This window comes from Streptomyces sp. NPDC034049, from assembly GCF_055575575.1.
In genome coordinates, this window is record NZ_JBVISJ010000001.1 from 468,075 (window position 1) to 493,774 (window position 25,700).

At 71.1% G+C, this 25,700-nt stretch carries 20 protein-coding genes; 10 read left to right on the forward strand and 10 right to left on the reverse strand.

Annotation, left to right across the window (positions count from 1 at the left end):
* Window positions 1-2: 2 nt before the first annotated feature.
* The 8 genes from ACZ52C_RS02090 (at window position 3) to ACZ52C_RS02125 (ending at window position 10,711) form a co-directional block, all read left to right on the forward strand.
* Window positions 3-197, forward strand: a complete 195-nt coding sequence (locus tag ACZ52C_RS02090; protein WP_469072963.1) for a hypothetical protein — start codon at window positions 3-5, stop codon at window positions 195-197.
* A gap of 6 nt (window positions 198-203) precedes the next feature.
* Window positions 204-395 (forward strand): hypothetical protein, encoded by a 192-nt coding sequence (locus ACZ52C_RS02095; RefSeq protein WP_469072964.1) that lies wholly within the window; start codon window positions 204-206, stop codon window positions 393-395.
* Entirely contained in the window at window positions 392-619 is a 228-nt protein-coding gene (locus tag ACZ52C_RS02100; RefSeq protein ID WP_469072965.1) for a hypothetical protein, read from the forward strand. Before ACZ52C_RS02095 ends, ACZ52C_RS02100 begins: the two co-directional genes overlap by 4 nt.
* 41 nt (window positions 620-660) lie before the next feature.
* Window positions 661-1,554, forward strand: a complete 894-nt coding sequence (locus ACZ52C_RS02105) for a S8 family peptidase (RefSeq protein WP_469072966.1) — start codon at window positions 661-663, stop codon at window positions 1,552-1,554.
* A gap of 187 nt (window positions 1,555-1,741) precedes the next feature.
* Window positions 1,742-3,124, forward strand: coding sequence for an alpha-amylase (locus ACZ52C_RS02110; RefSeq protein ID WP_469072967.1), 1,383 nt, complete (start codon window positions 1,742-1,744; stop codon window positions 3,122-3,124).
* A gap of 113 nt (window positions 3,125-3,237) precedes the next feature.
* Window positions 3,238-8,658 carry a pullulanase-type alpha-1,6-glucosidase gene (gene pulA, locus ACZ52C_RS02115; protein WP_469072968.1) on the forward strand — a complete coding sequence of 1,807 codons (5,421 nt, stop codon included), beginning with the start codon at window positions 3,238-3,240 and terminating at the stop codon, window positions 8,656-8,658.
* A gap of 84 nt (window positions 8,659-8,742) precedes the next feature.
* Window positions 8,743-10,350, forward strand: coding sequence for a SpoIIE family protein phosphatase (locus tag ACZ52C_RS02120; RefSeq protein WP_469073411.1), 1,608 nt, complete (start codon window positions 8,743-8,745; stop codon window positions 10,348-10,350).
* A 4-nt stretch (window positions 10,351-10,354) separates the two neighbouring features.
* Window positions 10,355-10,711, forward strand: coding sequence for a 5-carboxymethyl-2-hydroxymuconate Delta-isomerase (locus tag ACZ52C_RS02125; protein ID WP_469072969.1), 357 nt, complete (start codon window positions 10,355-10,357; stop codon window positions 10,709-10,711).
* A 7-nt stretch (window positions 10,712-10,718) separates the two neighbouring features.
* Here the strand turns inward: ACZ52C_RS02125 and ACZ52C_RS02130 are convergent, their stop codons facing one another.
* From ACZ52C_RS02130 to ACZ52C_RS02140, 3 genes are all read right to left on the reverse strand, one after another.
* Window positions 10,719-11,411, reverse strand: coding sequence for a TetR/AcrR family transcriptional regulator (locus ACZ52C_RS02130; protein WP_469072970.1), 693 nt, complete (start codon window positions 11,409-11,411; stop codon window positions 10,719-10,721).
* A gap of 98 nt (window positions 11,412-11,509) precedes the next feature.
* Window positions 11,510-13,462, reverse strand: coding sequence for a hypothetical protein (locus ACZ52C_RS02135; RefSeq protein WP_469072971.1), 1,953 nt, complete (start codon window positions 13,460-13,462; stop codon window positions 11,510-11,512).
* A gap of 249 nt (window positions 13,463-13,711) precedes the next feature.
* Entirely contained in the window at window positions 13,712-16,840 is a 3,129-nt protein-coding gene (locus ACZ52C_RS02140; RefSeq protein ID WP_469072972.1) for an alpha-N-acetylglucosaminidase, read from the reverse strand.
* Window positions 16,841-16,955: 115 nt separating this feature from the next.
* On the opposite strand from ACZ52C_RS02140, the gene ACZ52C_RS02145 reads away from it, so the two are divergent.
* Entirely contained in the window at window positions 16,956-17,408 is a 453-nt protein-coding gene (locus ACZ52C_RS02145; protein ID WP_045555812.1) for a hypothetical protein, read from the forward strand.
* Window positions 17,409-17,498: 90 nt separating this feature from the next.
* Here ACZ52C_RS02145 and ACZ52C_RS02150 read toward each other — a convergent pair whose 3' ends face one another.
* The 7 genes from ACZ52C_RS02150 to ACZ52C_RS02180 form a co-directional block, all read right to left on the reverse strand.
* The gene (locus ACZ52C_RS02150) at window positions 17,499-19,085 is read right to left on the reverse strand and encodes a DUF1996 domain-containing protein (protein ID WP_469072973.1); all 1,587 of its coding nucleotides are present in this window, start codon (window positions 19,083-19,085) and stop codon (window positions 17,499-17,501) included.
* A gap of 302 nt (window positions 19,086-19,387) precedes the next feature.
* Window positions 19,388-20,410, reverse strand: a complete 1,023-nt coding sequence (locus ACZ52C_RS02155; RefSeq protein WP_469072974.1) for an SDR family oxidoreductase — start codon at window positions 20,408-20,410, stop codon at window positions 19,388-19,390.
* A 63-nt stretch (window positions 20,411-20,473) separates the two neighbouring features.
* Window positions 20,474-21,094 (reverse strand): winged helix-turn-helix domain-containing protein, encoded by a 621-nt coding sequence (locus ACZ52C_RS02160; RefSeq protein WP_469072975.1) that lies wholly within the window; start codon window positions 21,092-21,094, stop codon window positions 20,474-20,476.
* A 335-nt stretch (window positions 21,095-21,429) separates the two neighbouring features.
* Window positions 21,430-22,368, reverse strand: coding sequence for a DUF6891 domain-containing protein (locus ACZ52C_RS02165; RefSeq protein ID WP_469072976.1), 939 nt, complete (start codon window positions 22,366-22,368; stop codon window positions 21,430-21,432).
* 94 nt (window positions 22,369-22,462) lie between these two features.
* Window positions 22,463-23,494, reverse strand: a complete 1,032-nt coding sequence (glnII, locus tag ACZ52C_RS02170) for a glutamine synthetase (RefSeq protein ID WP_469072977.1) — start codon at window positions 23,492-23,494, stop codon at window positions 22,463-22,465.
* A gap of 300 nt (window positions 23,495-23,794) precedes the next feature.
* Window positions 23,795-24,493 (reverse strand): RlpA-like double-psi beta-barrel domain-containing protein, encoded by a 699-nt coding sequence (locus tag ACZ52C_RS02175; RefSeq protein WP_469072978.1) that lies wholly within the window; start codon window positions 24,491-24,493, stop codon window positions 23,795-23,797.
* 131 nt (window positions 24,494-24,624) lie between these two features.
* Complete coding sequence (locus ACZ52C_RS02180) at window positions 24,625-24,984, reverse strand: arsenate reductase family protein (RefSeq protein ID WP_469072979.1); 360 nt, start codon at window positions 24,982-24,984, stop codon at window positions 24,625-24,627.
* Window positions 24,985-25,159: 175 nt separating this feature from the next.
* Between ACZ52C_RS02180 and ACZ52C_RS02185 the strand changes: the two genes are divergently transcribed.
* Window positions 25,160-25,474 carry a hypothetical protein gene (locus tag ACZ52C_RS02185; protein ID WP_045555419.1) on the forward strand — a complete coding sequence of 105 codons (315 nt, stop codon included), beginning with the start codon at window positions 25,160-25,162 and terminating at the stop codon, window positions 25,472-25,474.
* Window positions 25,475-25,700: the final 226 nt, after the last annotated feature.

Sequence of the window (25,700 nt, forward strand, 5' to 3'; positions counted from 1 at the left end):
ACATGCGTATCCCCGGATTCGCCGTCGGACCGACGGCAACCGGAGCGCACGCCGGTGACCTGATGGTTTCTCAGCAGTTCACCTGCGAGGAGGAACTGAGGCCGGTCTGCCGCCACCGCTGCCGCCGTGCCCACGACCCCGGCGCGTGCGTGCGGAAGTGCGTGGCGCAGCTCTGCGAGGAGAAGTGGGAGAGGTGATCCGACATGAGCCTGCCAGGATTCACCACGACGGACCCGCCCGCCCCGGCCGGTGACCGGGTCGTGCCCCAGTTCATCACCTGTGAGGAGGAGCTCGGAGGGGTGTGCCGGGTTCAGTGCAGGCGCGCCTGGAACCCCGCCGCCTGCGTGCGGGAGTGCATCGCGGAGAACTGCTACGGCCCCTATGAGCCGACATGACCGTTCCCGGCTTCGTCCCGGCGGCTCCCGTCCCGCTCGCCCGGCGGGGCGGGGCCGGTGACCGGCTGTACGCCCAACTCGACATGTACTGCGACACGTTGTGCTCCCAGCTCTGTGCCGACGTCTGCCGGGACGTGCCGTCCTACGCGGCGGGCGACTGTCTGAACCGTTGCGCGGCGGACTGTCTCGGCACCTGCGGCCCGCCCGAGCCCGTGCGCGAGTGAGTCCGGCCGTCCCGTCGGACGGCCGCGGAGAGGGGCGTGCCATGGACCCGTTGGAACTGGTGCGCCTTCCGCCGCTCATGGCGCGCACCTCGGGTCGGCCCGAGGTCGTCATCGGTGTGATCGACGGCCGCGTCGCCCCGGACCACCCCGCCTTCGCGGCCCGCTCGGTGCGGGAACTGGGGCCGGGCACCGACACGGGAAGCTGCCGCCGCACCGACGTCTGCTGCGCGCACGGCACCGCCGTGGCCGGGATCCTCGTCGCCGACGGGGGCGTCGCCCCCCGCTGCACTCTGCTGTCACGGCCCCTCTTCACGGACCGTCCGGCCGACGGCGGCCCCGCGACCTGCCTGTCCGGCGTACGGACCGGGGAACTGGCCCGGGCGCTCACGGAGATCGTCGACGCGGGCGCCCATGTCGTGAACCTGAGCATGGCCCAGCCGGCGCCCTCCGGGATCCGCGACCACGCGCTGGAGCAGGCCCTCGACCACGCCGCCGCCCGGGGGGTGATCCTGGTGGTCGCCGCCGGGAACCAGAGCAGGATCGGCTCCTCCGTCCTCACCGACCACCCGTGGGTCGTCCCCGTGACCGCGTACGACCGCGCCGGGCACCCCATGCCCCAGTCCAACCTCGGTAGGTCCGTCGGCCGCAACGGCGTCGGCGCCCCCGGTGACCGCGTCCCGGGCCCGGTCACCGACGGCCACCCCCTCGTCCTGAGCGGCACGAGCGCCGCCGCGCCCTTCGTCACGGGCACCGTCGCCCTGCTGCGCTCGGCGTTCCCACGGGCCACTCCGGCGGCCGTACGCTACGCGCTCACCCATGGCCCCGGCCGACGAGGTTCGGTGACCCCTCCGTTGCTGGACGCGTGGTCCGCGTACACGGCACTCCGCGACGGGGGCGGCATACGGGGCGCCCACCCTCAACGCCCTTGCCTGTGAAGAGATTTCGCCCGCGTGAAGAAGGTGTGTCCGGAGGGTTGACCGTTTGACGAGCGACTCGTACCTTCCTTCCGGCTGAAAGTTTTCAGCCATCTTGCAGCAAGAATCCGCAACGGCCTTGCCGCACGGGCCCGTCCATGGCCCACGCACCTCCCCTTCGGACCCCTTCAACGGAGAAGGACCCCACATGGTCAGCAGAACCCTCTCCGGCGCGCTCGCTCTCGCGGCCGGCGCGTCGATCGCGCTCGCGGTGCCCACGACGACCGCGTACGCCTCGCCTCCCGGCACCAAGGACGTGACCGCCGTCCTGTTCGAGTGGAACTTCGCCTCCGTCGCCAAGGAGTGCACCGACAGGCTTGGCCCGAACGGGTACGGCTACGTCCAGGTCTCACCGCCCGCCGAGCACATACAGGGCTCGCAGTGGTGGACGTCGTACCAGCCGGTCAGCTACCGGATCGCCGGACGGCTCGGGGACGCCACCGCCTTCAAGAACATGATCGACACGTGTCACGCGGCCGGCGTCAAGGTCGTCGTCGACACGGTCGTCAACCACATGTCGGCCGGGAGCGGCACGGGAACCGGCGGCTCGTCGTACACCAAGTACACCTACCCCGGCCTCTACTCCTCCTTCGACTTCGACGACTGCACCGCGACCATCGGCGACTACACCAACCGCGCCGACGTCCAGAACTGCGAGCTCGTCGGGCTCGCCGACCTCGACACCGGCGAGGAGTACGTGCGGTCGGCCATCGCCGGGTACATGAACAGCCTCCTCGGGTACGGCGTCGACGGGTTCCGGATCGACGCGGCCAAGCACATCCCCGCCGGCGACCTCGCCCACATCAAGTCGCGGCTGACCAAGCCTTCCGTGTACTGGAAGCAGGAGGCCATCTTCGGCTCAGGGGAGGCCGTGCAGCCGAGCGAGTACACCGGCAACGGGGACGTGCAGGAGTTCCGCTACGCCTTCGACCTCAAGCGGGTCTTCAACAACGAGAACCTCGCCTACCTGAAGAACTACGGCGAGGGCTGGGGCTACATGAAAAGCTCGGTCGCCGGCGTCTTCGTCGACAACCACGACACCGAGCGCAACGGCTCCACCCTCAGCTACAAGGACGGCGCCAACTACACGCTGGCGAACGTCTTCATGCTGGCCCACCCGTACGGCGCGCCCGACATCAACTCCGGCTACGAGTTCACCGACCACGACGCGGGCCCGCCCAACGGCGGTACGGTCAACGCCTGTTGGCAGAACGGCTGGAAGTGCCAGCACGCGTGGCCGGAGATCATGCGCATGGTCCCCTTCCGCAACGCCACCCGCGGCGAGGCCGTCACCGACTGGTGGGACAACGGGGGCGACGCGATCGCCTTCGGCCGCGGAGCCAAGGGCTTCGTGGCCATCAACCACGAGTCGGGCAGCATCGGTCGCACGTACCAGACCTCCCTCCCGGCCGGCACCTACTGCGACGTGCAGAACAACACGACGGTGACCGTGAACGGTTCCGGCCAGTTCGCCGCGACCCTCGGCGCCAACACCGCCCTCGCGATCTACGCGGGCAAGTCCAGCTGCTGACGGTGTTGTAAGCCCTTACCGTTATTTTCAAGACTCTTGCTGAAACGCTTTCGGCGGCGATACGGTCACGCGGGGTCGGACCCACCAGAGCCGTCATCGCTAGGAGTCCCTCTGTGATACCGAGATGGCCGACGCCGTCGAGGCGCCGTACCACCCACGCCGGACGGACCGCCGTGGTCGGCGCGGTCACCGTGACCGCGCTGACCGCGGCGCTCGTCCAGCCCCTCGCCGCCGGAGCCGCCACCGCGCCCCCACCGCCGTCCGACGCGAAGCTGGCGAAGAGCGCCGCCCGTCACGACCTCACCCGCGAGCAGTTCTACTTCGTCATGCCGGATCGTTTCGCCAATGGGGACAGGGCGAACGACAAGGGCGGACTCACCGGCTCGCGCCTCGCCACCGGCCACGACCCCACCGACAAGGGCTTCTACCAGGGCGGCGACCTCAAGGGCATCACCCAGCGCCTCGACTACATCAAGGGCCTGGGCACGACCTCCATCTGGCTCGCGCCGATCTTCAAGAACCAGCCCGTCCAGGGCACCGGCACGAACGCCTCCGCCGGCTACCACGGCTACTGGATCACCGACTTCACCCGGGTCGACCCGCACTTCGGCACCAACGAGGACTTGGAGACCCTGATCTCCAAGGCCCACGCCAAGGGCATGAAGGTCTTCTTCGACGTCATCACCAACCACACCGCCGACGTCGTCGACTACGAGGAGAAGTCCTACGACTACCTGTCGAAAGGCGCCTTCCCTTATCTGACCAGGGACGGAAAGCCCTTCGACGACACCGACCACGCGGCCGGGAGCGAGAACTTCCCGTCCGTCGACCGGGACTCCTTCCCCCGGACACCCGTCGTCCCGGCCGCGAAGAAGAACGCCAAGGTCCCCTCCTGGCTCAACGACCCGACGATGTACCACAACCGGGGCGACTCCACCTGGGCCGGCGAGTCCGCCGCCCACGGCGACTTCGTCGGGCTGGACGACCTGTGGACCGAACGCCCCGAGGTCGTCTCCGGCATGGAGAAGATCTACGAGAGGTGGGTCAGGGACTTCGACATCGACGGCTTCCGGATCGACACCGTGAAGCACGTGAACATGGAGTTCTGGACCCAGTGGGCCACCGCGCTCGACCGTTACGCCGCGAGGAAGGGCCGCGACGACTTCTTCATGTTCGGCGAGGTCTACTCCGCCGACACCTCCGTGACCTCCCCGTACGTCACCCAGGGGCGCCTCGACTCCACGCTCGACTTCCCCTTCCAGGACGCGGCACGGTCGTACGCCTCCCAGGGCGGCAGCGCGCAGCGGCTGGCCCAGGTCTTCGGGGACGACTACAAGTACACGACCGACAAGGCCAACGCGTACGAGCAGGTCACCTTCCTCGGCAACCATGACATGGGCCGCATCGGGACCTTCCTGAAGCAGGACGACCCGAAGGCCACCGACGCCGAACTGCTCGCCAGGGACCGGCTCGCCAACGAGCTGATGTTCCTCAGCCGGGGCAACCCGGTCGTGTACTACGGCGACGAGCAGGGCTTCACCGGCGCGGGCGGCGACAAGGACGCCCGCCAGACGATGTTCGCCTCGAAGACCGCCGACTACCTCGACGACGACCTGCTCGGCACGGACCGTACGCACGCCACGGACGCGTACGACACGGACGCGCCGCTCTACCGACAGATCCGCGCGCTCGCGGGGCTCCGCAAGGCCCACCCCGCGCTCGCCGACGGCGTGCAGACCGAGCGCCACGCGGACGACGGCGCGGGCGTCTACGCCCTCTCACGGACCGACGCCCGCACCGGCACCGAGTACGTCGTCGCCTTCAACAACGCGGACGACGCCAAGTCGGCCACCTTCGCGACCGGTTCGGCCGGCATGACCTTCCAAGGCGTCTACGGCACCGACGGCAAGGTGAGGAGCGGCGCCGACAAGAAGGTCACCGTCACCGTGCCCGCCGGTTCCTCGATCGTCCTCAAGGCCGACGGCCCCCTCGCGAAGCCCGCCACCGAGCCCACCCTCACCCTCGAAGCCCCGGCCGCCGGCGCCACCGGCACCGTGGAGGTCGGTGCCGATGTCGACGGCGGACAGCTCGACCGGGTCGTCTTCGCCGCCCAGGTCGGCAACGGCGAGTGGAAGACCCTCGGCTCCGCCGACCACGCCCCGTACAAGGTCACCCAGACCCTCGGCGAGGACGTACCCGCCGGAACCGTCCTGCGGTACAAAGCAGTGGTGATCGACCGAACCGGACGTACGGCGAGCGCCACCGCGACCTCCACCACGGGCGCCCCGCCCGCCCCCGAGGCCCCCACCGCCTCCTCACGCGACCACGCGATCGTCCACTACCGGCGCGCCGACGGCGACTACACCGACTGGCGGCTCTACGCCTGGGGCGACATCGCCGAGGGCGAAGGGACGACCTGGCCGGACGGCCACGACTTCATCGGGCGGGACGCGTACGGTGCCTTCGCCTACGTCAAGCTCAAGCCCGGTGCCTCGAACGTCAGTTACCTCGTCATCGACAAGAACGGCACCAAGGACGTCTCCGCCGACCGCTCGATCGACGTCACGCGGACGGGCGAGATCTGGGTCGAGCAGGGCAAGGAGGCCGTCCTGACGGAGAAGCCCGACCTTCCGGCCCCGGACCCGTCCAAGGCCGTCCTGCACTACCACCGCGCCGACGGGAACTACGACGGCTGGGGCCTGCACGTCTGGTCCGGCGCCGCGAACCCCACCGACTGGGCCGAGCCCCTGGAGCCGGTGCGGACCGACGCCTACGGCGCCGTCTTCGAGGTGCCCCTCACCGACGGGGCCACCAGCCTCAGCTACATCATCCACAAGGGCGACGAGAAGGACCTCTCCGCCGACCAGGCCCTCGACCTCAAGACCCACGGGCCCGAGGTGTGGCTGCTGAACGGGCAGGAGAAGTACCTGCTCCCGCAGCCGGCCGGTTCCGCCGCCGCCCTCGACCTCACCACCTCCAAGGCCGTCTGGATCGACCGGAACACCGTCGTCTGGAACGGGAACGACACCGCCGCCTCCACCCAGCTGCTGTACTCGCGCACCGGCTCCATCACCGCGAAGGACGGCGCGCTGACCAGCACCGACGAGCGATGGTTGCGGCTGACCGAGTCGGCCCTCACCGACGCCCAGAAGGCGAGGTTCCCGCACCTGAGGTCGTACACCGCGTGGACCGTCGACCCCCGCGACCGCGACCGGGTCCGTGCGGCCCTGCGCGGCCAGCTGGTCGCCTCCCAGCGCGCGGCGAACGGCGCCGTGCTCGCGGCGACCGGGGTGCAGATCGCCGGCGTGCTCGACGACCTCTACGACGGGTCGGCCGCCGATCTCGGCCCGACGTTCACCAAGGGCCGTCCGACGCTCTCCGTCTGGGCCCCCACGGCACAGTCGGTGCGGCTCGACCTCGACGGAAAGACCCTCCCCATGAAGCGGGACGACGCCACCGGCGTCTGGTCCGTCACCGGTGAGAAGTCCTGGAAGAACAAGCCCTACCGGTACGTCGTGAAGGTGTGGGCGCCCAGCGTCCGCGAGGTCGTCACCAACAAGGTCACCGACCCCTACTCCGTCGCCCTGACGGCCGACTCCGAGCGCAGCCTCGTCGTCGACCTCGCCGACAAGGCCCTGGCGCCGAAGGGCTGGTCGTCCCACACCAAGCCCAAGGCCGTCCCGCTGAGGGACGCGCAGATCCAGGAACTCCACGTCCGCGACTTCTCCATCGGCGACGGCACCGTGCCGGCGAAGGACAGGGGCACCTACCTAGCCTTCACCGACAAGGGCAGCGACGGCTCGAAGCACCTGCGGGAACTGGCGAAGGCCGGGACGTCGTACGTGCACCTGCTCCCCGTCGCCGACATCGCCACCATCCCCGAGCGCAAGGCCGACCAGGCGAGCGTCGGCTGCGACCTCGGCTCCTACGCCGCCGACTCCGACCAGCAGCAGGAGTGCGTGGCGAAGGTCGCCGCGAAGGACGCCTTCAACTGGGGCTACGACCCGTACCACTACACCGTGCCGGAGGGCTCGTACGCCACCGACCCGGACGGGACACGGCGCACGGTCGAGTTCCGGAAGATGGTGAAGGCGCTCAACGACGACGGCCTCGGCGTCGTGCTCGACGTGGTCTACAACCACACGCCCGCCGGCGGCCAGGCCGACAAGAGCGTTCTCGACAAGGTGGTCCCCGGCTACTACCACCGGCTCCTCGCCGACGGTTCGGTCGCCACCTCCACCTGCTGCGCCAACACCGCCCCCGAGAACACCATGATGGGCAAGCTGGTCGTCGACTCGATGGTCACCTGGGCCAGGCAGTACAAGGTCGACGGGTTCCGCTTCGACCTGATGGGCCACCACCCGAAGGCCAACATCCTCGCCGTCCGCAAGGCCCTCGACGCGCTGACCCTCGAGAAGGACGGCGTCGACGGCAAGCGGATCATCCTCTACGGGGAGGGCTGGAACTTCGGCGAGGTCGCCGACGACGCGCGCTTCGTCCAGGCCACCCAGAAGAACATGGCCGGGACGGGCATCGCGACCTTCTCCGACCGGGCCCGTGACGCGGTGCGCGGCGGCGGCCCCTTCGACGAGGATCCGGGCGTCCAGGGCTTCGCGTCCGGCCTCCACACCGAGCCCAACTCCTCCGAGGACAACGGCACTCCCGCCGAGCAGAAGGCCCGCCTGCTGCACTACCAGGACCTCATCAAGGTCGGTCTGAGCGGCAACCTCGCGAACTACCGGTTCACCGACACCGACGGCAAGGAGGTCAAGGGCTCCGACGTCGACTACAACGGGGCCCCCGCTGGATACGCGGACGCCCCCGGCGACGCCCTCGCCTATGTCGACGCCCATGACAACGAGTCGCTGTTCGACGCGCTCGCCTTCAAGCTGCCCGCCTCGACGAACGCGGCCGACCGGGCCCGGATGCAGGTCCTCGCCATGGCGACGGCCGTCCTCTCGCAGGGCCCCGCGTTCTCCCAGGCGGGCACCGACCTGCTGCGCTCCAAGTCCCTCGACCGCAACTCCTACGACAGCGGCGACTGGTTCAACGCGATCCACTGGGACTGCCGGGACGGCAACGGCTTCGGCCGCGGTCTGCCCCTCGCGGCCGACAACCGGTCCAAGTGGCCTTACGCCAAGCCCCTGTTGACCTCGGTGAAGGTCGGCTGCGAGCAGATCGAGGGCGCCTCGGCCGCGTACCGGGACCTGCTGCGGATCCGTACGACGGAGGACGTCTTCTCCCTCGACACGGCGGAACAGGTCCAGTCGAAGCTGTCGTTCCCGCTGTCGGGGAAGGACGAGACCCCGGGCGTGATCACCATAGAACTCGGTGACCTCGTCGTCGTCCTCAACGCCACCCCCGAGGAGCGGAAGCAGACGGTGCACGACCTGGCCGGAACGTCCTACGCCCTGCACCGGGCGCAGGCGTCGGGCGCGGACCCTATCGTCCGCGGGGCGTCGTACGAAGCGGAATCGGGGACGTTCGCCGTTCCGGGGCGGACCGTCGCGGTATTCGCCCGGTCCGACCGGTAGGGCGCTAGCTTGGATGGTGCGGGCGGAGGGGAATCCGGCCCGCACCATCCGTGCGCCGGCGACGACGAGAGCCTCATGAGCCTGATGGCCGACGAAGCAAGCACCACGGTCCTGGTGGTCGACGACGCGGCCGCCAGCCGGTACGCGATGGGCGCGGTGCTGCGCAGAGCCGGGCACAGCGTCGTCCCCGTCGCCAGCGCCGGCGAGGCCCTCGCCGAACTCGACGTGCGCCTCCGCTCAGGGGTCCTGCCGGACGTGGCCCTCGTCGACGTCGGCCTCCCCGACATGAGCGGGTTCGAACTCTGCCGCCGGCTCAAGGCGCAGCCCCCGACGGCCGCCCTGCCCGTCGTCCACTTCTCCGCCGCCTCCGTCGCCCCCGGCGACCGCTGCCGGGGCCTCGACGCGGGCGGCGAGGCCTATCTGACGGTCCCGGCCGAACCCGAGGAGATCCAGGCGGTCGTCCGCGCGGCCGTCCGCGGCGCTCGGATGCGCAACGGCGCCGAGGCCCTCGTACGACGGCTCACCCTGCTCTCCGAGACCATCGTCGACGTCCAGGCCGCCCGCACCCTCACGGAGCTGGCCGGGGCCGCCGCCGAGGGAGCCGCCCGGCTCACCCGGTCGCCCGCCGCCGTGTTCGTGCTCGGGGAGGACGGCCACCTCTACAGCGGCACCTCCCGCGCCAGGGCCCGCACCACTCTGCCCGACGCCGGCGCGCACGAGGCCGTGGCCCGGCTCATCCGCCGTGTCACCGACGGCGACCCCGGCCCGCGCGACACCGTCGTCCCCGCGCCGCTGTGGCCCGCCGGCTTCTTCCGGCCCGGCGTCACCGAGGACGCCCGCCTCGTCCTCGCCCGCACCGAGAGCGGCACGCCCGTCTGCGTCGCCACCCCCGAGCACGACACCCGGCGCACGGCGTCCGACACCTCGGGGCTGGTCGCCCGCCTCGCGCAGGCCACCGCGCTGGCCGCGCAACCCCTGCTGATGTACCAGGTCGAACGCCATGTCGCGCTCACCCTCCAGCACAGCTTCCTGCCCAAGCGGGTGCCCGAGTTCCCCGGCCTCGAAGTCGTCGTACGGTATGTGCCCGCGTCCCGGCAGACCGAGATCGGCGGTGACTTCTACGCGGCCCTGTCCACCCCCGGCGGCGTCCTCACCGCCGTCGGCGACGTCGTCGGGCACTCCCTGGAAGCGGCCACCGTGATGGTGGAGATCCGGCACGCCCTGCGCGCCTACTGCGTGGAGCAGTCCGATCCCGCGGCGCTCGCCGGGCGGCTCGACCGGATGCTCCAGCACTACCACCCCGACGTCACCGCCACCGTCTGTCTGGCCCTCGTCGAGCCGGACAGCGGGCGGGTGCGGGTCGCCAACGCGGGCCATATCCCGCCGCTGATCGTCCGCGACTCCGGCGAGGCCGCGTATGTGAAGGCCGCCGGGCCGCTCCTCGGGCTCGGCCTCGAACGGCCCGAGCCGACGGAGACGGTGCTGTGGCCGACGGACCGGCTGCTCATGGTCACCGACGGCCTCGTCGAGACCCGGGGCATCGATCTCTCGCTCTCCATGGAGCAACTCCGGGCCGCCGCCGCGGACGCCCCGGACGGGGCGGTCGCGCTGTGCGACACCCTGCTGCACTGCTTCGGCCGGGACCGGGAGGACGACATCGCGATGCTGGCGTTGCGGCTGCGGTTAGGGTGACCTCATGCCGCAGATCACTGTTGACTACTCCGCCGTCCTCTCCGACGGCTTCGACCGGCCCGCGTTCGCCAAGGCCCTGCACGAGGAGGTCGTGCGGACCGCCGCCGCGAAGCCGGAGGCCTGCAAGACGCAGTTCCGGGCCACCGAGGACACGGTCGTCGGACCCGACATCGACGGCCACGCCATCGTGCACGTCACCCTCGGACTGCTCGCGGGCCGGACCGACGAGACGAAGGTGACGCTGACGGAGAACGTGCTGGAGCTGCTCCGGGAGTACGTGAAGGTGGGGGAGGGGCTGGCGTTCCACGCGTCGGCGGAGGTACGGGACCTCGATCCCTCGTACCGGAAGTTCGAGGTCTAGGCGAGGATCAGCCGCGGGCCAGAGCCACCAGGCGTCCCGCCAGTTCGCTGAACGGGCCGTCCACCGGCTCGTCGGCGAGCATGCCGCGCAGCAGGGCCGCCATCTCCGCGTCCTGCGCCGCGCTCACGGCCGCCAGGGCCGCGAAGTCGTGGACGAGTTGGATCTCCAGCTCGTGTCTCGGGATGCGGCGGCCGTCCAGCCAGATGAGGGCCGTGGACTCGGCGAGCGAGATCCAGGAGCGGACGACGAGTTCGAGGCGGGCCGGCGGGGTGTCGACGTCCAGGTGCGAAAGGATCTGGACATAGGCAGCCTGCCGTACGCCGTCGACGAGGGCGTTGGTACGCGACGAGCCGACGGCCGGGCCGCCCCGCATCAGGGCCGAGAACCCAGGGCCGTGCGCGTCGACGAAGTCGAAGAAGCGGTGGGTGACCCGGAGCAGCCGGGCGCCGAGCGGGCCCTCGCGGGGTTCCACGAAACGGTTCGCCAGATCGTCGGAGGCACGCTTCAACGCGGCCTCGTACAGGCTGAGTTTGCCCGGGAAGTAGTGGTACACGAGCGGGCGCGAGATGCCCGCCGCCGACGCTATCTCGTCGATGGAGACCTCGTCGGGGGAGCGCCGGCTGAAGAGGTCAAGGGCGACCCCGATCAACTGCTGCCGCCGCTCCTCCACACTCATCCTGCGGCGCACACCGGTTCGCATACGAACACCTTACCGATTCATTTCAGCCGGACATCGGCTGGATAGCGTATAGGTGTTCGAGCCTCGCGGTCACCGGTCACGCGCCGACCGGCTCGCGGTCACCGGGCGGGCTGAAGTCCGCCGATCTCCCGGCCGTTCGCCAGCGTGCCCTTCAACTCCGCCTGCGCGCCCTCCTCGGCCGGTACGGCGAGCAGATTGCCCTGAGCCGACCCGCTCGCCCCGCCGCTCAGTTCGACGGAGACGGTGTCCCTGCCGCCGGCGGCCAGCAGATAGGAGACACCGGCCGCGGACTTCCAGGGAGCGGCGGCCACCACATGGGGGTCGGCCGGGCCGCAGGCGGGGACCTCGTCGGCGGCGGCCGTGACATACGCGCCGGCCGGGGTGGCGAACTGGGTCATCGCCCGGGTGCCCGCGCCCCGCCAGGTCTCGGTGCGGGTGCACACCCAGTCGGCCGTGCCGCTGCCGTCGGGCAGCGGCTGACGGGCGAACCGCCAGGCGTTGACGGTCCGCACACCCTGCGAGCGCACGGCGGCGAGGGAACAGGCGAAGGGCGCCCAGGCCGCGGGCGCGGCGGACGCGTCACGGGCGGGCACGGTCGTCGGGCGGCCGACGGTGAGATGCGCGGGCACCACCTCGGACAGATCGCTCAACAGCCGCGTACCTCCGGTGGCGTCGGTCAGCTGAAGGACGTCCCACGACGTGCAGTTCCCGCCGCGCACCGCCGGGCTCGCGAACGGCGCCGTCGTCCCGTCCTTCGCCAGCGCCAGCCGCCGCACCCGCCCGTCGGCCTTCGCCAGATCCCGTACGGCCGCCTCGCGCACCCAAGGGGCCGTCAGATAGCGGACGTTGCCGTCGACCCGGCCCAGCACCAGGGCGCTCGCGCCGGCGCCGGTCGCCCCGTCCACCCGGGTCAGGTCGAGGGCCGCCATGTCCGGGTCGTCGAGCGGCTCGGCGTACCGGGCGATCCGCAGGCCGTCGTGGAGCAGGACGACCCGGAGGTTGTCCACCTCGCCCGCGTAGAGCAGGTGCGGCGGGCCGGGCGGGGGACCGGCCTGGGTGCCGAGGGTGACCGCCAACTGCACGGACTTGCCGGGGCGGGCCCAGACCGCGAGGGCCCGCCGCAGCAGGGCCTCGTCCTTGACGAGACCGCCGCGCGCGGGCCAGGTGCTGAAGTCGGTCCGCCCCGTCTCCCGCCACGCCGTGGCCGTCGCCGTCGTCAACCTGCCCGGATCGAGGGCCGCCTGCGCCGCCGGATTGCGCGCGTACGGGGGTGCCGCGGCGCCGTCCGGACCCCACCCGTCCCCGGGCAGGCCGAGGAGCGCCCCGCACGCCACCACGGCGGCGGTGGCGGCCATCGCGGCCTTCGTGTGCTGGCGGCGGCGCACCAGATCGGTGGGCCGGGCGTGCAGCGAGCAGGGGTCGTACTCGGGGGAGAGGAGCAACGCCTGCTGCTGGGCCGGCACCGAGTCGGCCTCCCGCAGCGCGGCGGCCGGATCACCGACGCCGGCCTCGTCGAGGAGGGCCCGGACCGCCGGGTCGGGCAGCTTCTCCAGGCCCCGCAGCACATAGGCGGCGCGGGCCGCCGGGGAGAGCGCCGACAGCCGCTGGTCCAGGGCCAGTTCGTCGGCGCCGCCCGAGCGGGGGAAGAGCCGCAGCCCCCACACCCGCGGAAGCAGCGGCGGCAACTGGGAGCGCTTCGGCCACGCCCTGCGGCGCAGCGGGAGACCGGCCTCCAGGGCGGTGCGGACCACCTGGAGCCGGACGTAGGCGTACCCGGGGTTGCGCTCCCGGCCCGCCGCGGTGCCCGTGCCCGTCGCCTGGGCCGGGATCAGCGGGGCCGACGCGCGGCCCCTCGGCAGCGCCCGCTGCGTCAACGCGTGCGCCGTCAGCACTCGACGGTTGCGGCCCAGGCTCGGCGGCAACGTCAGATAGGCGAGCCGCACCAGACGCGGGTAGTGCTCGACGAGCGCGGCCTCCGCCTGCTCGACGTCCACGACCGACTCCTGAGCACGGGAAGCTGCGGGGCGCGGGGCGACATCCTGTGACTGCACGTTCAGCAAAACGAGCGATAGGTCAGATGGTCACCACGCGTTCCACTGGGGTGCGCCGGGGCGCCCAGGGGGGAGGGGGCGCCTGTTTCGTCGGAGGCTGCGGGTGGGTGGGGCTTCTCGCGCAGTTCCCCGCGCCCCTGAAAAGCAGGGGCTGCGCCCCGTGCTTTTCGGACCGAAAGGCCGGAGGCCTTTCAGGGGCGCGGGGAACTGCGCGACCAGCCCCACCCACCCGCAGCCGACATACATCCGTCAGCCCAGCGACCACCCGCTGAACTCGACCAACCCCCGCGCCCCGCTCCCCCCGTTCGTCGCGCTCATGAAGAGCCCCACATCCTGCCCCTCGGCACCCGCCCCCGGCACCACCACCGACGCCACCACCCGCCAGCTGGCCCCCTCATCGGTCGAACACTCACCCGTGAACGCCCCCACCCCCGTCCGACGCAACCGCAACAGCACCGGCGCCTTCACCCCCGTGATCCGCCGATACGTGTCGAGGGTCCCGTCCCCCGTGCTGTCGTACGACAACACCACCCCGTTCGCCGGAGTGACCGCCAGATTCAGGAACCCCGCCGACCCGGCCGTACCGAGACTGTTGCGCACCACGATCCCGGCCCGGGCCCAGTTCCCGGTCGCCGCCTGGGCGTCGACCCGCAGCGTCACGGTCGTCCCGTCCCGCAGCGCCCCCGCGCGATAGAGCGTGCCGAACTCCGACGTCCCCCGCCACAGGTCCGCCCCGGCCCCGTCGATTCCGAACCGACCCCCCAACTGCCCGAAGACCGCCCCGTTGTTGGTGTAGGTGCGCCACCCGGAACCCAGCGCCCCCGCCTCGAAGAGCGTTCCGTCGAACCGCCCCTCGACCCGGTCCTCACCCCGGGGCCCGTACGTGACCGTGACCGTGTACGGCAGTGGCCGCAGCGGCCGGTCGAGCGGCGCGTCCGGCGCGTCCGCGCGCCAGCGCACCGTCCCCGAGCCCGCCGCCGGGACGCTCGCCAACGATGTCGGCCCCTCCGGCTCGGCCGTCCCGGCGAAGCCACTCAGGGCGAAGTCCACCCGCCCGGTGGCCCGCAGCCCGTTGACGTTGCGCAGGACCGCCGACAGCCGCGCACGCCCGCCCGGCGGCAGCACCGGCGGCTCGGCCGTGACGGTCAGCGACCCCTGGTACGGCGCCCGCGCCAGCACGTCCCGCACCCGCGCCGCCGTGCGGTAGGCGTCCCCCACCGGCCGCGCGGGATAGTCCTTCCGCTCCCGCGTCCACGGCTCCTCGAACGCGAACCAGTCCACGGCCGCCGGAGCGGTCCCCGTGGCGAGCGCGTCCTCCAGCGCGTCCAGCCACTTCTGCCAGCGCGGCACGTAGAAGTCGGCCATGAGGCCGTTCCACTCCCGGTTGCCGTACTCGTGCAGATTCCCCGTGTCGGACGTGGCCCGCCCGCCCCACACCGTGATCAGCACCTTCGCCGTCCGCTCGAACTCCGCCCGCTCGGCGTCGTTCGTGGCCATCGCCCGCGCGTCGTTCACCCACGGCCCGAGCAGGAACGCCGTGTTCGTCCCCGTCACCTCGTCCGACAGCCGCATCAGCCGCAGCCAGAGCGTGGACAGCGCCCGGAACGTCGCGAGATCGCCCCGCCGGTAGGCCGCCCGCAGCTGCGGCAGGTACTGGCGGCCGCGGTGCGCCAGCGCCTGCCGGGCCACGTCCACCAGGTCGTACCGGTACGCCGGACTGCGGCGCAGCCCGCCCGCCACGCCCAGCAGCCCGGCGAGGGCCGCGTCGAAGCGGCCCGGGTCGTACGTCAGGGTCCGCGGCGCGTACTCGGCGGCCCGGTCCGCGGCCAGGTCGGGGCGGGCGCAGAACAGGGAGTCGTGCGGGTCGCTGCGCTCCACGGCCCGCTGCTGGTAGGCGGTGTCGTGCAACGCCCGCCACGCCTTGCGGGCACCGTCGTCGCGGCCGCCGTAGCGGAAGTCGGCGTACGAGGAGAACCAGGCGGCCCGGTCGATCTTCTTCGGGGTCCAGGCCAGTTCGGAGAAGAGCTCGAAGGCCGCCGGGTCGCGGTCGGTGGCCTCCGGCATGAACGCCGTGCCGACGAGCGCGCTGTCCGCCTTGTCCCGCCAGGCGAAGAACTTGTCGTTCCACAGGTGCGCGCGGGCCCCGATGGTCGTCCGGCCGCCGAAGTTGGGGATCGTGCCGAAGCAGTACGGGGTGCCGCCCCAGTCCCGCTCGCGGTCGGTGACGCTGCTGTAGCGGTCGGAGACACCGTCCACGATCAGCATCTTCGACCGGTCGATGGCGTCCAGGAGTTCGGGCAGCGGGTTCTCCTGCCAGCCGAGGATCACCCAGGTGGCGCCCGGACGGGCCTTCTGGAGGGCGCGCTCCACGCCCTGGGCCGCGTCCGGCACCGGCACGTCGCCCGCGGTGCCGCCCTCGTGCAGCAGGTCCATCTTGAAGTGGGACGCCTTGCCGTAGACGTCCTGAAGGTGGCCGTAGAAGGAGGCGGCGACGCGGGCGAAGGAGTCGGTGCGCGGGTCGAGCCAGTCGGGGCGTTCGAAGCCGTGCCAGATGCCCTGCGGGACGACGTGCGCGTCACCGCCGTTGCGCTGGACGAACTCCTTGGGGACATGGCCGTAGTAGCCGGGCAGCACCGGCGACATGCCCAGGTCGCGCAGCCGGTCGGCGATCCGCCGGCCCAGGGCGGCCCGGCGGGCGATCAGCTCGGGGGAGAGGGGGCCGCCGTAGCCGGAGAGGTTCTGCAGCAGCCACCAGGGCTGGTGCGAGGGCGCGGGCAGCCAGGCCCGGGACTCCTCGTCGGAGTAGCCGAAGTCCTTCAGCAGCCGGTGGTAGACGGCCTCCATCCCCGCGATGACCAGCACCTCGTTGCAGCCGTGCGCCGCCAGCAGGTCGATCTGGTGCTCCCAGTAGGGCCAGTCGGCGTACGGGGCGGCGTAGCCGTCGTTGGTGTCGTTGAGCGCGAAGCGGTGGGGGAGGGCGGTGGATCTCTCCAGGGGGCGGGCGGGTGCCGGCAACCGCTTCGGCAGGTCGAGCTGGCTGCCGTTCCAGGCGAGGTGCGCCCCGCAGACGTACTTGAGGTACCAGTGGACGCCCATGAGCAGGGTGGCCGGAGTCGTGGCCTGGACCCGGATGCTCCCGGTGGTGCCGGTGACCCGGAACCGGTCGACGGTTCCGCTGCGGTCGAGCAGACTGAGCCGGAACTGTCCGGCGTGCCCGGGCAGCAGCCGATTGAGCGCGGAGCGCGCGGGAGCCGTATCGAAGGCGGGGCCCTCGCCGGGGCTCTCTGCGGCGTGGGCCGGGGCCGACCACTGCAGGTAGGTTCCGAGGCCGATGACACCGGCCGAGCCCAGCACCGTGCGTCGCGACGGACTGTTCATGTCTGTGTGCCCCCTGTGTCGACAGTGGCGGCACGCTAACGGGGCGACCGTCCGTGAACAACGGTGCGCACGGAGCTGGCGAGTTCACGTCGCCGGAATGGACCCGGAGGTACGGATGAGTTTGACGAGGAAGAGCCTTGCGGGGAGCGCGGCCGGCGCGGTCGCCGCCCTGCTGCTGCTGACCGGCTGCGGCTCGGGCGACGACGCCGAGGCCGCCGTCCCGAAGACGGCGACCGGGACGCTGGAGCACATCGCGGGCGAGGTCGGCTGCAAGCCGGACATGCAGACGGACGCGGACACCATCCGGCAGGCCCTCTGCACCAACAAGGACGGCGACTTCGACGGCAAGTTCGTCCTCGCGACCTTCGCCACCGACCGGGGCCAGGCGGAGTGGCTCGCCGGCGCCAAGGACTACGGCGGGTACTACCTCGTCGGCCGCAAGTGGGTCGCCGTCGGGGAGAAGAAGACCGTGGGCGGGCTGCAGGGCACGCTCGGCGGAGAGGTGCAGGAGGGGTCCGCGCACATGAACCCCGGCGGCAGCCACAACAACGGCAGCCACAGCGGCTGACCGACCGCGAGGGAAAACGAAAGCCGGCGGTGGGAATCCCACCGCCGGCTTCCTCGTCACCGCTTCAGGATGACGGTGACTGCTTCAGGACTACTGGCAGTCCTGGCCGCTGTTGATGCAGTCGACCACCTGGTTCATCGTGTTCTCGTCGAAGAAGTTGATGAAGTCGTTGTGGTCGGTGATGGCCTTGTGCAGCTGGTCCGGGAAGGAGTCGATCGCGTACGCGTTCTGCAGCTGCCCGTTCTGGACGGACGGGGCCGGGATGTCGTAGACCAGGCGGACCTGGAGCTGCGGGATGGCCTGGAAGCCGTTGGAGCAGCTGCCGTCCTGCTCGACGAAGTCGACGTGCGTGCGGTGGTTGGCGCTGTCGATGTTCTGGCCGTCCCAGCAGCTCTGGAAGAAGGACGTCCGGACCACGGAGCTGCCCTGCGGGCAGATCGGGTACTTGTCCGTCACCACACGGTCCTCGAAGCCGGTGCAGCTCCAGTTCGTGTTGGCGTTGTTCAGGCCGTTCACGAAGGACTTCGCGTCACCGGTGATGATGCGCAGCGCGGTCGGCATCGCGACGACGTCGCCCTGCTTGTTGCCGACGAACTTCAGCTCGGCCTGGCTCGGCTCGACGATCTTGCCGACGTTGCCGTCCTGGCCACCGCCGGGCGCGTTGGCGTCGATGTCGTTCGTGCCGTCCTGCAGACGGATGACCGGCCAGAAGTAGGAGGACTTGTCGCCCTGGTTCTGGCAGGTGGTCTGCGCGTTGGCCAGGTCCTGGTCGCTCGCGAAGGCGTTGTTGCTCTGGTTGCCGACGTAGTCGTGCTGGTGCTGGGCACCGTTGCTGACACCGGGGGCCACGATCACGTTGTCCGAGTTGCGGAGCTCGTTCTCGTTGGTGCCGCAGTTCGTGGTGAAGGAACCCGTCGAACCGCCGTCGCCGTTGGCCGCGAGGCCGTTGCCGCCGACACCCTTCGGGCCGCCGTTCGGCTGGACCTGGTTGATGTCGATGAAGTCGCCCGCGACCGGACCGTTGCCGCCCTGGCCGTTGCCACCCTGGTTCTGACCGTCGCCGCCCTGGTTCTGACCGTCACCCTGGTTCTGGCCGTCACCGCCCTGGTTCTGGTCGCCGCCCTGGTTCTGGCCGTCGCCGCCCTGGTTCTGGTCCTGGCCGTCGTTGTTGCCGCCCTGGTCCTGGCCCTCACCCGCGTTGGTCTGGTTCGGGTCGGCGACGCCCTTGCAGCCGGCGAGCTGGTCCATGCCCTGCGGAACCTGCCCGCCCGCGTTCCGGATGTTGATGCCGATCCGGTCGAGGGTGGCGACTCGCTTGGACTGGAGCGGGCTGATGATGGCGTTGTTGACGAAGCCGGCGTCTCCCGCCTGGGCCTGGCGCGTGTCAGCGAGGCGCTTGTAGGCCTCGGTGATCTGCTGGTCCAGCAGGGCCAGTTCCTTGGCGACTCCCTTGCGCGCCCGCTCGGGCACGTTCGTCAGCTGCTGGCCGACGTCAGGGCAGTCGATCGTGGCCACCTGCGCGGAGGCCAGCGTGCTGTTCTGACCGGACTTCGACTCACCCGCTGAGGCGTAGAAGTTCGCCCAGACCAGGCCGCCGCCCGCGACCGCGAGCGCCGCGGATGCGGCAATGGCCCGGACGGCCAGCGGCGAACGTCGTTTGCGTGTGTTGCGTCCCATGGAACTCCTCTGACTTCCTTGCGGGGCATCGAGGCGCCCGACAGGAGTGAAGCGGCTCCATCAAGTACGCGGTGAGTCCCAGGAGTGTTCAGACGACTCAGAAATTGATGAGAGATTCGTGGGACAAACTGGTTTCAACGCCCCGTGGAACACCGGGAGTTGTCGCCCGTCTACGGCGTGTGCGCGGTGCGGCTCCCGGACCGGGTCCATGAAGGGAACGTTTCGGCGGCCCTGGTCAAGAAACGCGGGAACCGCCGCCCGCGCGCCGATTGCCCGTTCTGCCGCCGAACCGTCCCCCGGCGCTACCGGCCGAGCACCTTCGCCTCCACCGCCGGGTCCAGACCCACCGGTGGCCGGTCGGGCCGGTGCGGTGCGACGCCTCCGAGTCCCGTCAGCCACTCCCAGGTGTCCCGCACGGTCTCCGTCACGTCCCGGCAGCGCAGCCCCTCCCGGACGGCCCGCGACACGTCCGCCCGGTGCAGCGCGTCGTGCAGGTCGCTCCCTTCGGGCACCCACACCGGCAGCTCCGTCCACGGCTCGACCCCGGCGTCGAGGATCGACTGCGGTTCCGTCCACCGCAGTTCGGCCGCCCCGCCGGTCGCCCGCACACACGCGTCGAGCAGTTCGCCCATGGTGGTCGTGCCCGGGGGACCGGCCAGATTGCGGGCGCCGCTCAGCCCTCGTTCCGCCGCGCCGAGCACCCAGTCGGCGAGATCGCGGACATCGACGTACTGGAGGGGCAGGTCCCGGGGGCCGGGCGCCAGGACCGGTCCGCCCCGGGCGACACGGTTGAGCCACCAGGGCAGCCGGCCGATGTTCTCGTACGGTCCGAGGATCAGCCCGGAGCGCACGAGGAGCGAGCGGTCGGCGCCGAACGCCTCGACCGCGGCGAGCTCGCCGCCCCGCTTGTCGCGGGCGTAGTCGGTCTGCTCCGCGTCGGGCGACGCGCCCTCCACCAGGGGCGCCCGCTCGTCGTACCCGGCGGCCGGGGGCCAGGCGTACACCGAGCAACTCGACACGTACACATACCGCTCGACCTTGTCGGCCAGCAGCCGCGCGGTGTCCCGAACGGCTCGCGGCGCCGCCGACCAGGTGTCGACGACGACATCCCACCCGCCCCCGCCGGAACCGGAACCGGCGGTGGAGGCGTCGGCGAGCGCCGCGAGCCCGTCCGGCGCGGTGCGGTCGCCCAGCAACGACCGCACCCCGGCCGGAGGCGCGTGCCGTCCCCGGTGGAAGACGGTCACCTCCCAGCCGCGGGCCACCGCCGACTCCACGACGGCGCGGCCCACGAACTCCGTACCACCCAACATCAGAAGTCTCATACCGCCGACTCTGCCCGCCGGGCGGCGGCTACGGACGGGAATCTGCTCTCAGAAGATCCGCGGTCAACGGCCCAGCGGCGGTGTGTACTTGTACCCGACCCGCCGTACCGTCTGGATCGCCTGGCGGTACTCCGCCCCGAGCTTGCGGCGCAGCCGGGCGATGTGGACGTCGACGGTCCGCCCGTCGCCCACATGCCCGTAGCCCCACACCGTGGTGACCAACTGGTCGCGGGTGTGCACCCGGCCCGGGTGCGCGACCAGGTGGGCGAGGAGTTCGAACTCCAGGTAGGTGAGGTCGAGCGGCCGTCCGCCGACCCGCGCGGTGCGCTGCGCGGTGTCGACCCGCACCAGCTCGTCCTGCCCGCTCTCGGCCTGCGGCACGGGCGGCACGGGCGGTACCTGCGGCAAGGTCGGTGCCTGACCCTGCTGGTCGGCCGGTACGAGCACCAGGTAGCCGATCATCGGCGGCCGGCCCGGCAGCGTGGGCAGAGCGTGCTGGGGAGCGGGCAGCCAGGTGGCGCCCGGCGGCAGGAACTCGGTGATGTCCACGACCTCGTCCCGGCCCACGGCACGCAGCCGGTGGCGGGGCGAGGGCCCTGGGGAGGGGACGGCGACCGGGGCGGTGGCGGAGCCCGACGCGGCGGTCAGCGGGGCGGCGGTCGAGAGGGAACGGGTGTTCGCCATGAGAGGTCAGCTCTTTCGCGCGAGAGGTTCGTCCGGGAGACCTCGGCGACCGAGTTCGTGGTCGGTGACCCGCCGAGGGACGTACGTCGTTTCCGCGCCGACCGAAGGCCGGGGTGTACGGCTTTAGAGGGCCGGCGCGTTCATCGCGCGGCAACACACCCGGTCGAAGTCGTGGTGCTGACGGGAAGGCCAGAAGGGCTCGAGGTCATGGCGACCCGTCGCACGTCGGTTCTGGAAGCTGGCCATGGATCCATTGAAGCAGACACACGCCCGCGGCAGCAGTCTCCTCTCACTGCTCGGACACCTCCCGGGCCCGACAAGAACCCGTCATGACCTCAGCCGACCAGGCGTTTCCGCCAGTCCAGCGGGGTGACGGTGATGGCCGTGCCGGGATCGCCGTCCCACAAGGTGGACAACCCCTGCGCGTCGAGGGCCGCGACGACGTCCCGTCCGACCGCCGCCGTGGCCTCGGCGGATCCGTCGAACCCGCCGTAGAGCAGCATCAGTCCGTGCCCGGCGGCGGCGCCCTCGGTGCACTGGGAGTGGAAGAACACGAATCCCCGGGCGTCCGGCGGGCCTTCGGCACCTATCTCGCTGGTACCGCAGCTGCGGCAGCACGTGAAGTTCTCCCGGGCCGTGATGCCGTGGGCCCCCTGGAGGGCCTCGAAGGCGCGGGTGAGCCGCTCGGGGTCGGTGACCCCGTCCCAGGTGTCCTGCTCTGCGAGCCGCTCCACCCAGAGCCGGTCGACGAGCTGCCGGGCCTGCGCGGGGGAGACCGGCCGGTGGTCGCCCTCCACCAAGTACTCCTCGGCGGTCTCGGTGAGCCGCGCCCGGTCGTCGTACCCGCAGCGCAGCAACTCCCGCACCCGCTCCTCGATCTGCTCCCGTACGTCGCCGTCGAGCTCCGGCACCTCCTCGGGGGCGTCGTGCTCGACGGGGGTCCACTCGATGCCGGCGTCCCAGCCCTCCGCCCGTCGCGCCCAGCCGGTCATGGCGTCCGCGACCCGCTCGGGGTCGGTGAGCACGGCCCCGAAGAACCGGTCGCGGCCCTCGCGGTGTTCCAGCTGGTACTCGCCGTCGGTGCCGTCGTCGGCCCGCTGGTGCCAGACCTGGACGAAGACGTCCGGCACGTCCGGTATCCGTTGCGTGACCAGGAAACGGTCGTCCCGGTCCCCGATCCGGCGCACCAGTTCACGCAGCCGCTCCGGCGTGATCCGGGCGTGCCTCTCCCCGTTCTCCGTGCCGACCTTGACGGCCAGTTGATCGTTCTTCATGTCCCCACCCTGGCATGCCCCACCGACAACGCCGTGAGGGCGTCCACCGAACCGGTGGACGCCCTCACGGGAAACGCAGTGCGGCTGCCGCGGATCAGACCTGGCCGGCCTTGTCGAGCGCGGTGCAGCAGGTGTCGACGATCAGACGCGTCACGACGTACGGGTCGACGTTGGCGTTGGGACGGCGGTCCTCGATGTAGCCCTTGCCGTCCTTCTCGACCTGCCACGGGATACGGACCGAGGCGCCACGGTTGGAGACACCGTAGGAGTACTCGTTCCACGGGGCGGTCTCGTGCAGACCGGTCAGGCGGTCGTCGATGCCGGCGCCGTAGTTCTTGACGTGGTCGAGCGGCTTCGAGCCCTCGCCCAGCGACTCGCACGCGGTGATGATCGCGTCGTAGCCCTCGCGCATCGCCTTGGTGGAGAAGTTGGTGTGCGCACCGGCGCCGTTCCAGTCACCCTTGGCCGGCTTGGGGTCGAGGGTGGCGGCGACGTCGAAGTCCTCGGCGGTGCGGTAGAGCAGCCAGCGGGCCACCCACAGCTGGTCCGAGACCTCCAGCGGGGACAGCGGGCCGACCTGGAACTCCCACTGACCGGGCATGACCTCGGCGTTGATGCCGGAGATGCCGAGACCGGCGGCCAGGCAGTTCTCCAGGTGGGCCTCGACGATGTCACGGCCGAAGATCTCGTCCGCGCCGACACCGCAGTAGTAGCCGCCCTGGGGGGCCGGGAAGCCGCCCTTGGGGAAGCCGAGCGGGGTGCCGTCCTGGAAGAAGGTGTACTCCTGCTCGATGCCGAAGATCGGCTCCTGCGCGGCGAACTTCTCGGCGACCTCACGCAGCGCGGCACGGGTGTTGGACTCGTGCGGCGTCATGTCGATGTTGAGGACCTCGCAGAGAACGAGGACGTCGTCGCCGCCGCGGATCGGGTCCGGGCAGGTGAAGACCGGCTGGAGCACACGGTCCGAGGAGTGCCCCTCGGCCTGGTTGGTGGAGGACCCGTCGAAGCCCCAGATCGGCAGCGCGTCCAGACCGGCGGGCTCACCCGCGATGATCTTGGTCTTGGAGCGGAGCTTGGCCGTCGGCTCGGTGCCGTCGATCCAGATGTACTCAGCCTTGAAGGTCACGGGACACATCCTTCGGGGTGGGTCACTAGGCGCATGTGCGGGTGCTGCGGCGCTGCGGCACTGAAACGCCGCTGATGCCGGGCAGCCTGTCAACCTGCGATTTCCCGGTCATTGCTCGAATGTGAACCCCGTGTTACCTGGTGCCGCTGTGGTGCGACTCACGCCTCGGAGGACGCGCTGGTGGCACGTGCGGGGGAGGCCGGCCACCGCTGGGCGTGGGGGCCGGCCTCCCTGGGCGGCGATCGCCTGCCCTTCACCTCACCGTAACGAGCGGGTGAACCCCGACCGGTCCGGCCCGGGTCACCCCACCTTCTCGATCAGCGCGCGGCGGATCAGGAACTTGCCGGGTTCCCGGACCTGTTCGAAGGCCGCGTTGTTCAGCAGGGCACAACTGCCGGAGACCGAGGTGACCTCCACGGTCGTGGACTTGTTGTTGTCCAGGTTGGTCACCCGCAGCTTCGTGCCGGCCGGGAACTGGTTGCTGGACGCGGCCGGGGCGCCGCCCTCGCCGGAGAGGGTGACGGTGGAGCCGTTGCAGACCTGCTCGCCCGCACCGGCGTTCCCCGTGTTCCCGCCGGCCGCGTCTCCGGCGCCACCCGCGTTCCCCGCGGCCTCGTCGCCCTGGGGGTCCTGAGTCGACCCCCCGGTCTCCGCGGCCGGCGCGGACGGCTGTGCGGGCTGTGCCGCCTGGGAGCCCTGAGCCGACTCCCCGACGACGCAGTCCGACGCCTCCTGCTGGACCTTGATCTGGGCGATGACCGCCTCGCGGTTGGCGATCCGGGCCGCCGACTGGGCGTCGGGTTTCGCCTTCTGGTCCGCGATGAACCGCTCGTTGTTGCCGAGCGCGGTGGCCAGCCCCTGACAGACGCTGGAATCCGCCGCGCTCTGTGCCGCGTTCGACGTGGCCGCCATGGCGAAGGCCCCGCCTCCCGCCACCGCCGCCGCGGTCACGAACAACGCGACCCTCTTCTTCGTGCCGAGCGTTCTCCTACGCGACATGCGCGCCTCCTGTTCCCGGTGACCCTCGCCGGGCCACCGGATCGGAACGAGTACGCCGCTATGTACGAGATCCCGAACGAGGCCACTCAACGGGCACAGCGAACTCTCAAGTAACGCACATCACACTGGAGTTACCTGGACAGGGCGTCCCGCACGGCCTCGTCCGTGCGGGCCACCAGCGCGGTGCCGTCGTCGGCGGTGATGATGGGCCGCTGGATGAGCTTCGGGTGCGCGGCGAGCGCCTCGACCCACCGGTCGCGCGTACCGGCGTCCCGGGCCCACTCCTTCAGACCGAGCTCCTTGGCGGCGGCCTCCTGGGTGCGGGTGATGTCCCAGGGTTCGAGCCCGAGCCGGTCCAGTACGGCACGGATCTCGTCCTCGCTCGGGACGTCCTCCAGGTAGCGGCGGACGGTGTAGTCGGCGCCCTCGGCGTCGAGCAGGTTGATCGCGCTGCGGCACTTGGAACAGGCCGGATTGATCCAGATCTCCATGCCGCCCACCGTAGCCAACCGGGCCCGAAAACCCGTGTTCCACCCCTGTCACAGGACGCCTCAGATCCCTTCTGGCCAGGGGCGATTGTCAGTGGTGGGTAGTAAAATAGAAGCAGTGTTCGAGGGTTGCCGACGGGGGATTCCGGCGGCGCCCAGACCGCGACAGGAGGATGTCTTGCCCGCTGCCGCACTGAAGTCGAAGCCGCTGCCCACCCAGTCCACCGTCCAGCACCCCGTACTGCTCGACCTGCCCTACGCACCGGTGGTGAAGCACACGCTGCCGCCGGGCCGTCCGCGCGAGTGGTACATCACCCACAACCGGCGTCTGAAGGCCATGCGCCTCGCGATCGCCCTGCTCGACTCCGGCGTCCACATGCCGAACCAGGCACGCAACGAGACGATCCGGAGCACGGCGGAGGTCATCGGGGTGCACCCGCCGTCGGACACCACGTGCCACATGGTGCGGGCGCTGATGCGCTACAGCCGCTGACGCGGTGGGGCGGCCGACGCGGTACGACCGCTGACGCCGCCCCGGAAAAGGGGCGATCTCCGGCCGCCAGGGTTGGCCGGAGATCGCCCTAGCCCTGCCCGCTCCGGGTCCATACGATGCGGTCGCCCCCCGGTCTTCACAGGTGTTTCACAGGCTGAGCCCGCATGGCTGTGCTCTCACGGACCGTGGGGTCCTCGCACGTGTTTGTTGACATGTGCATGACTCT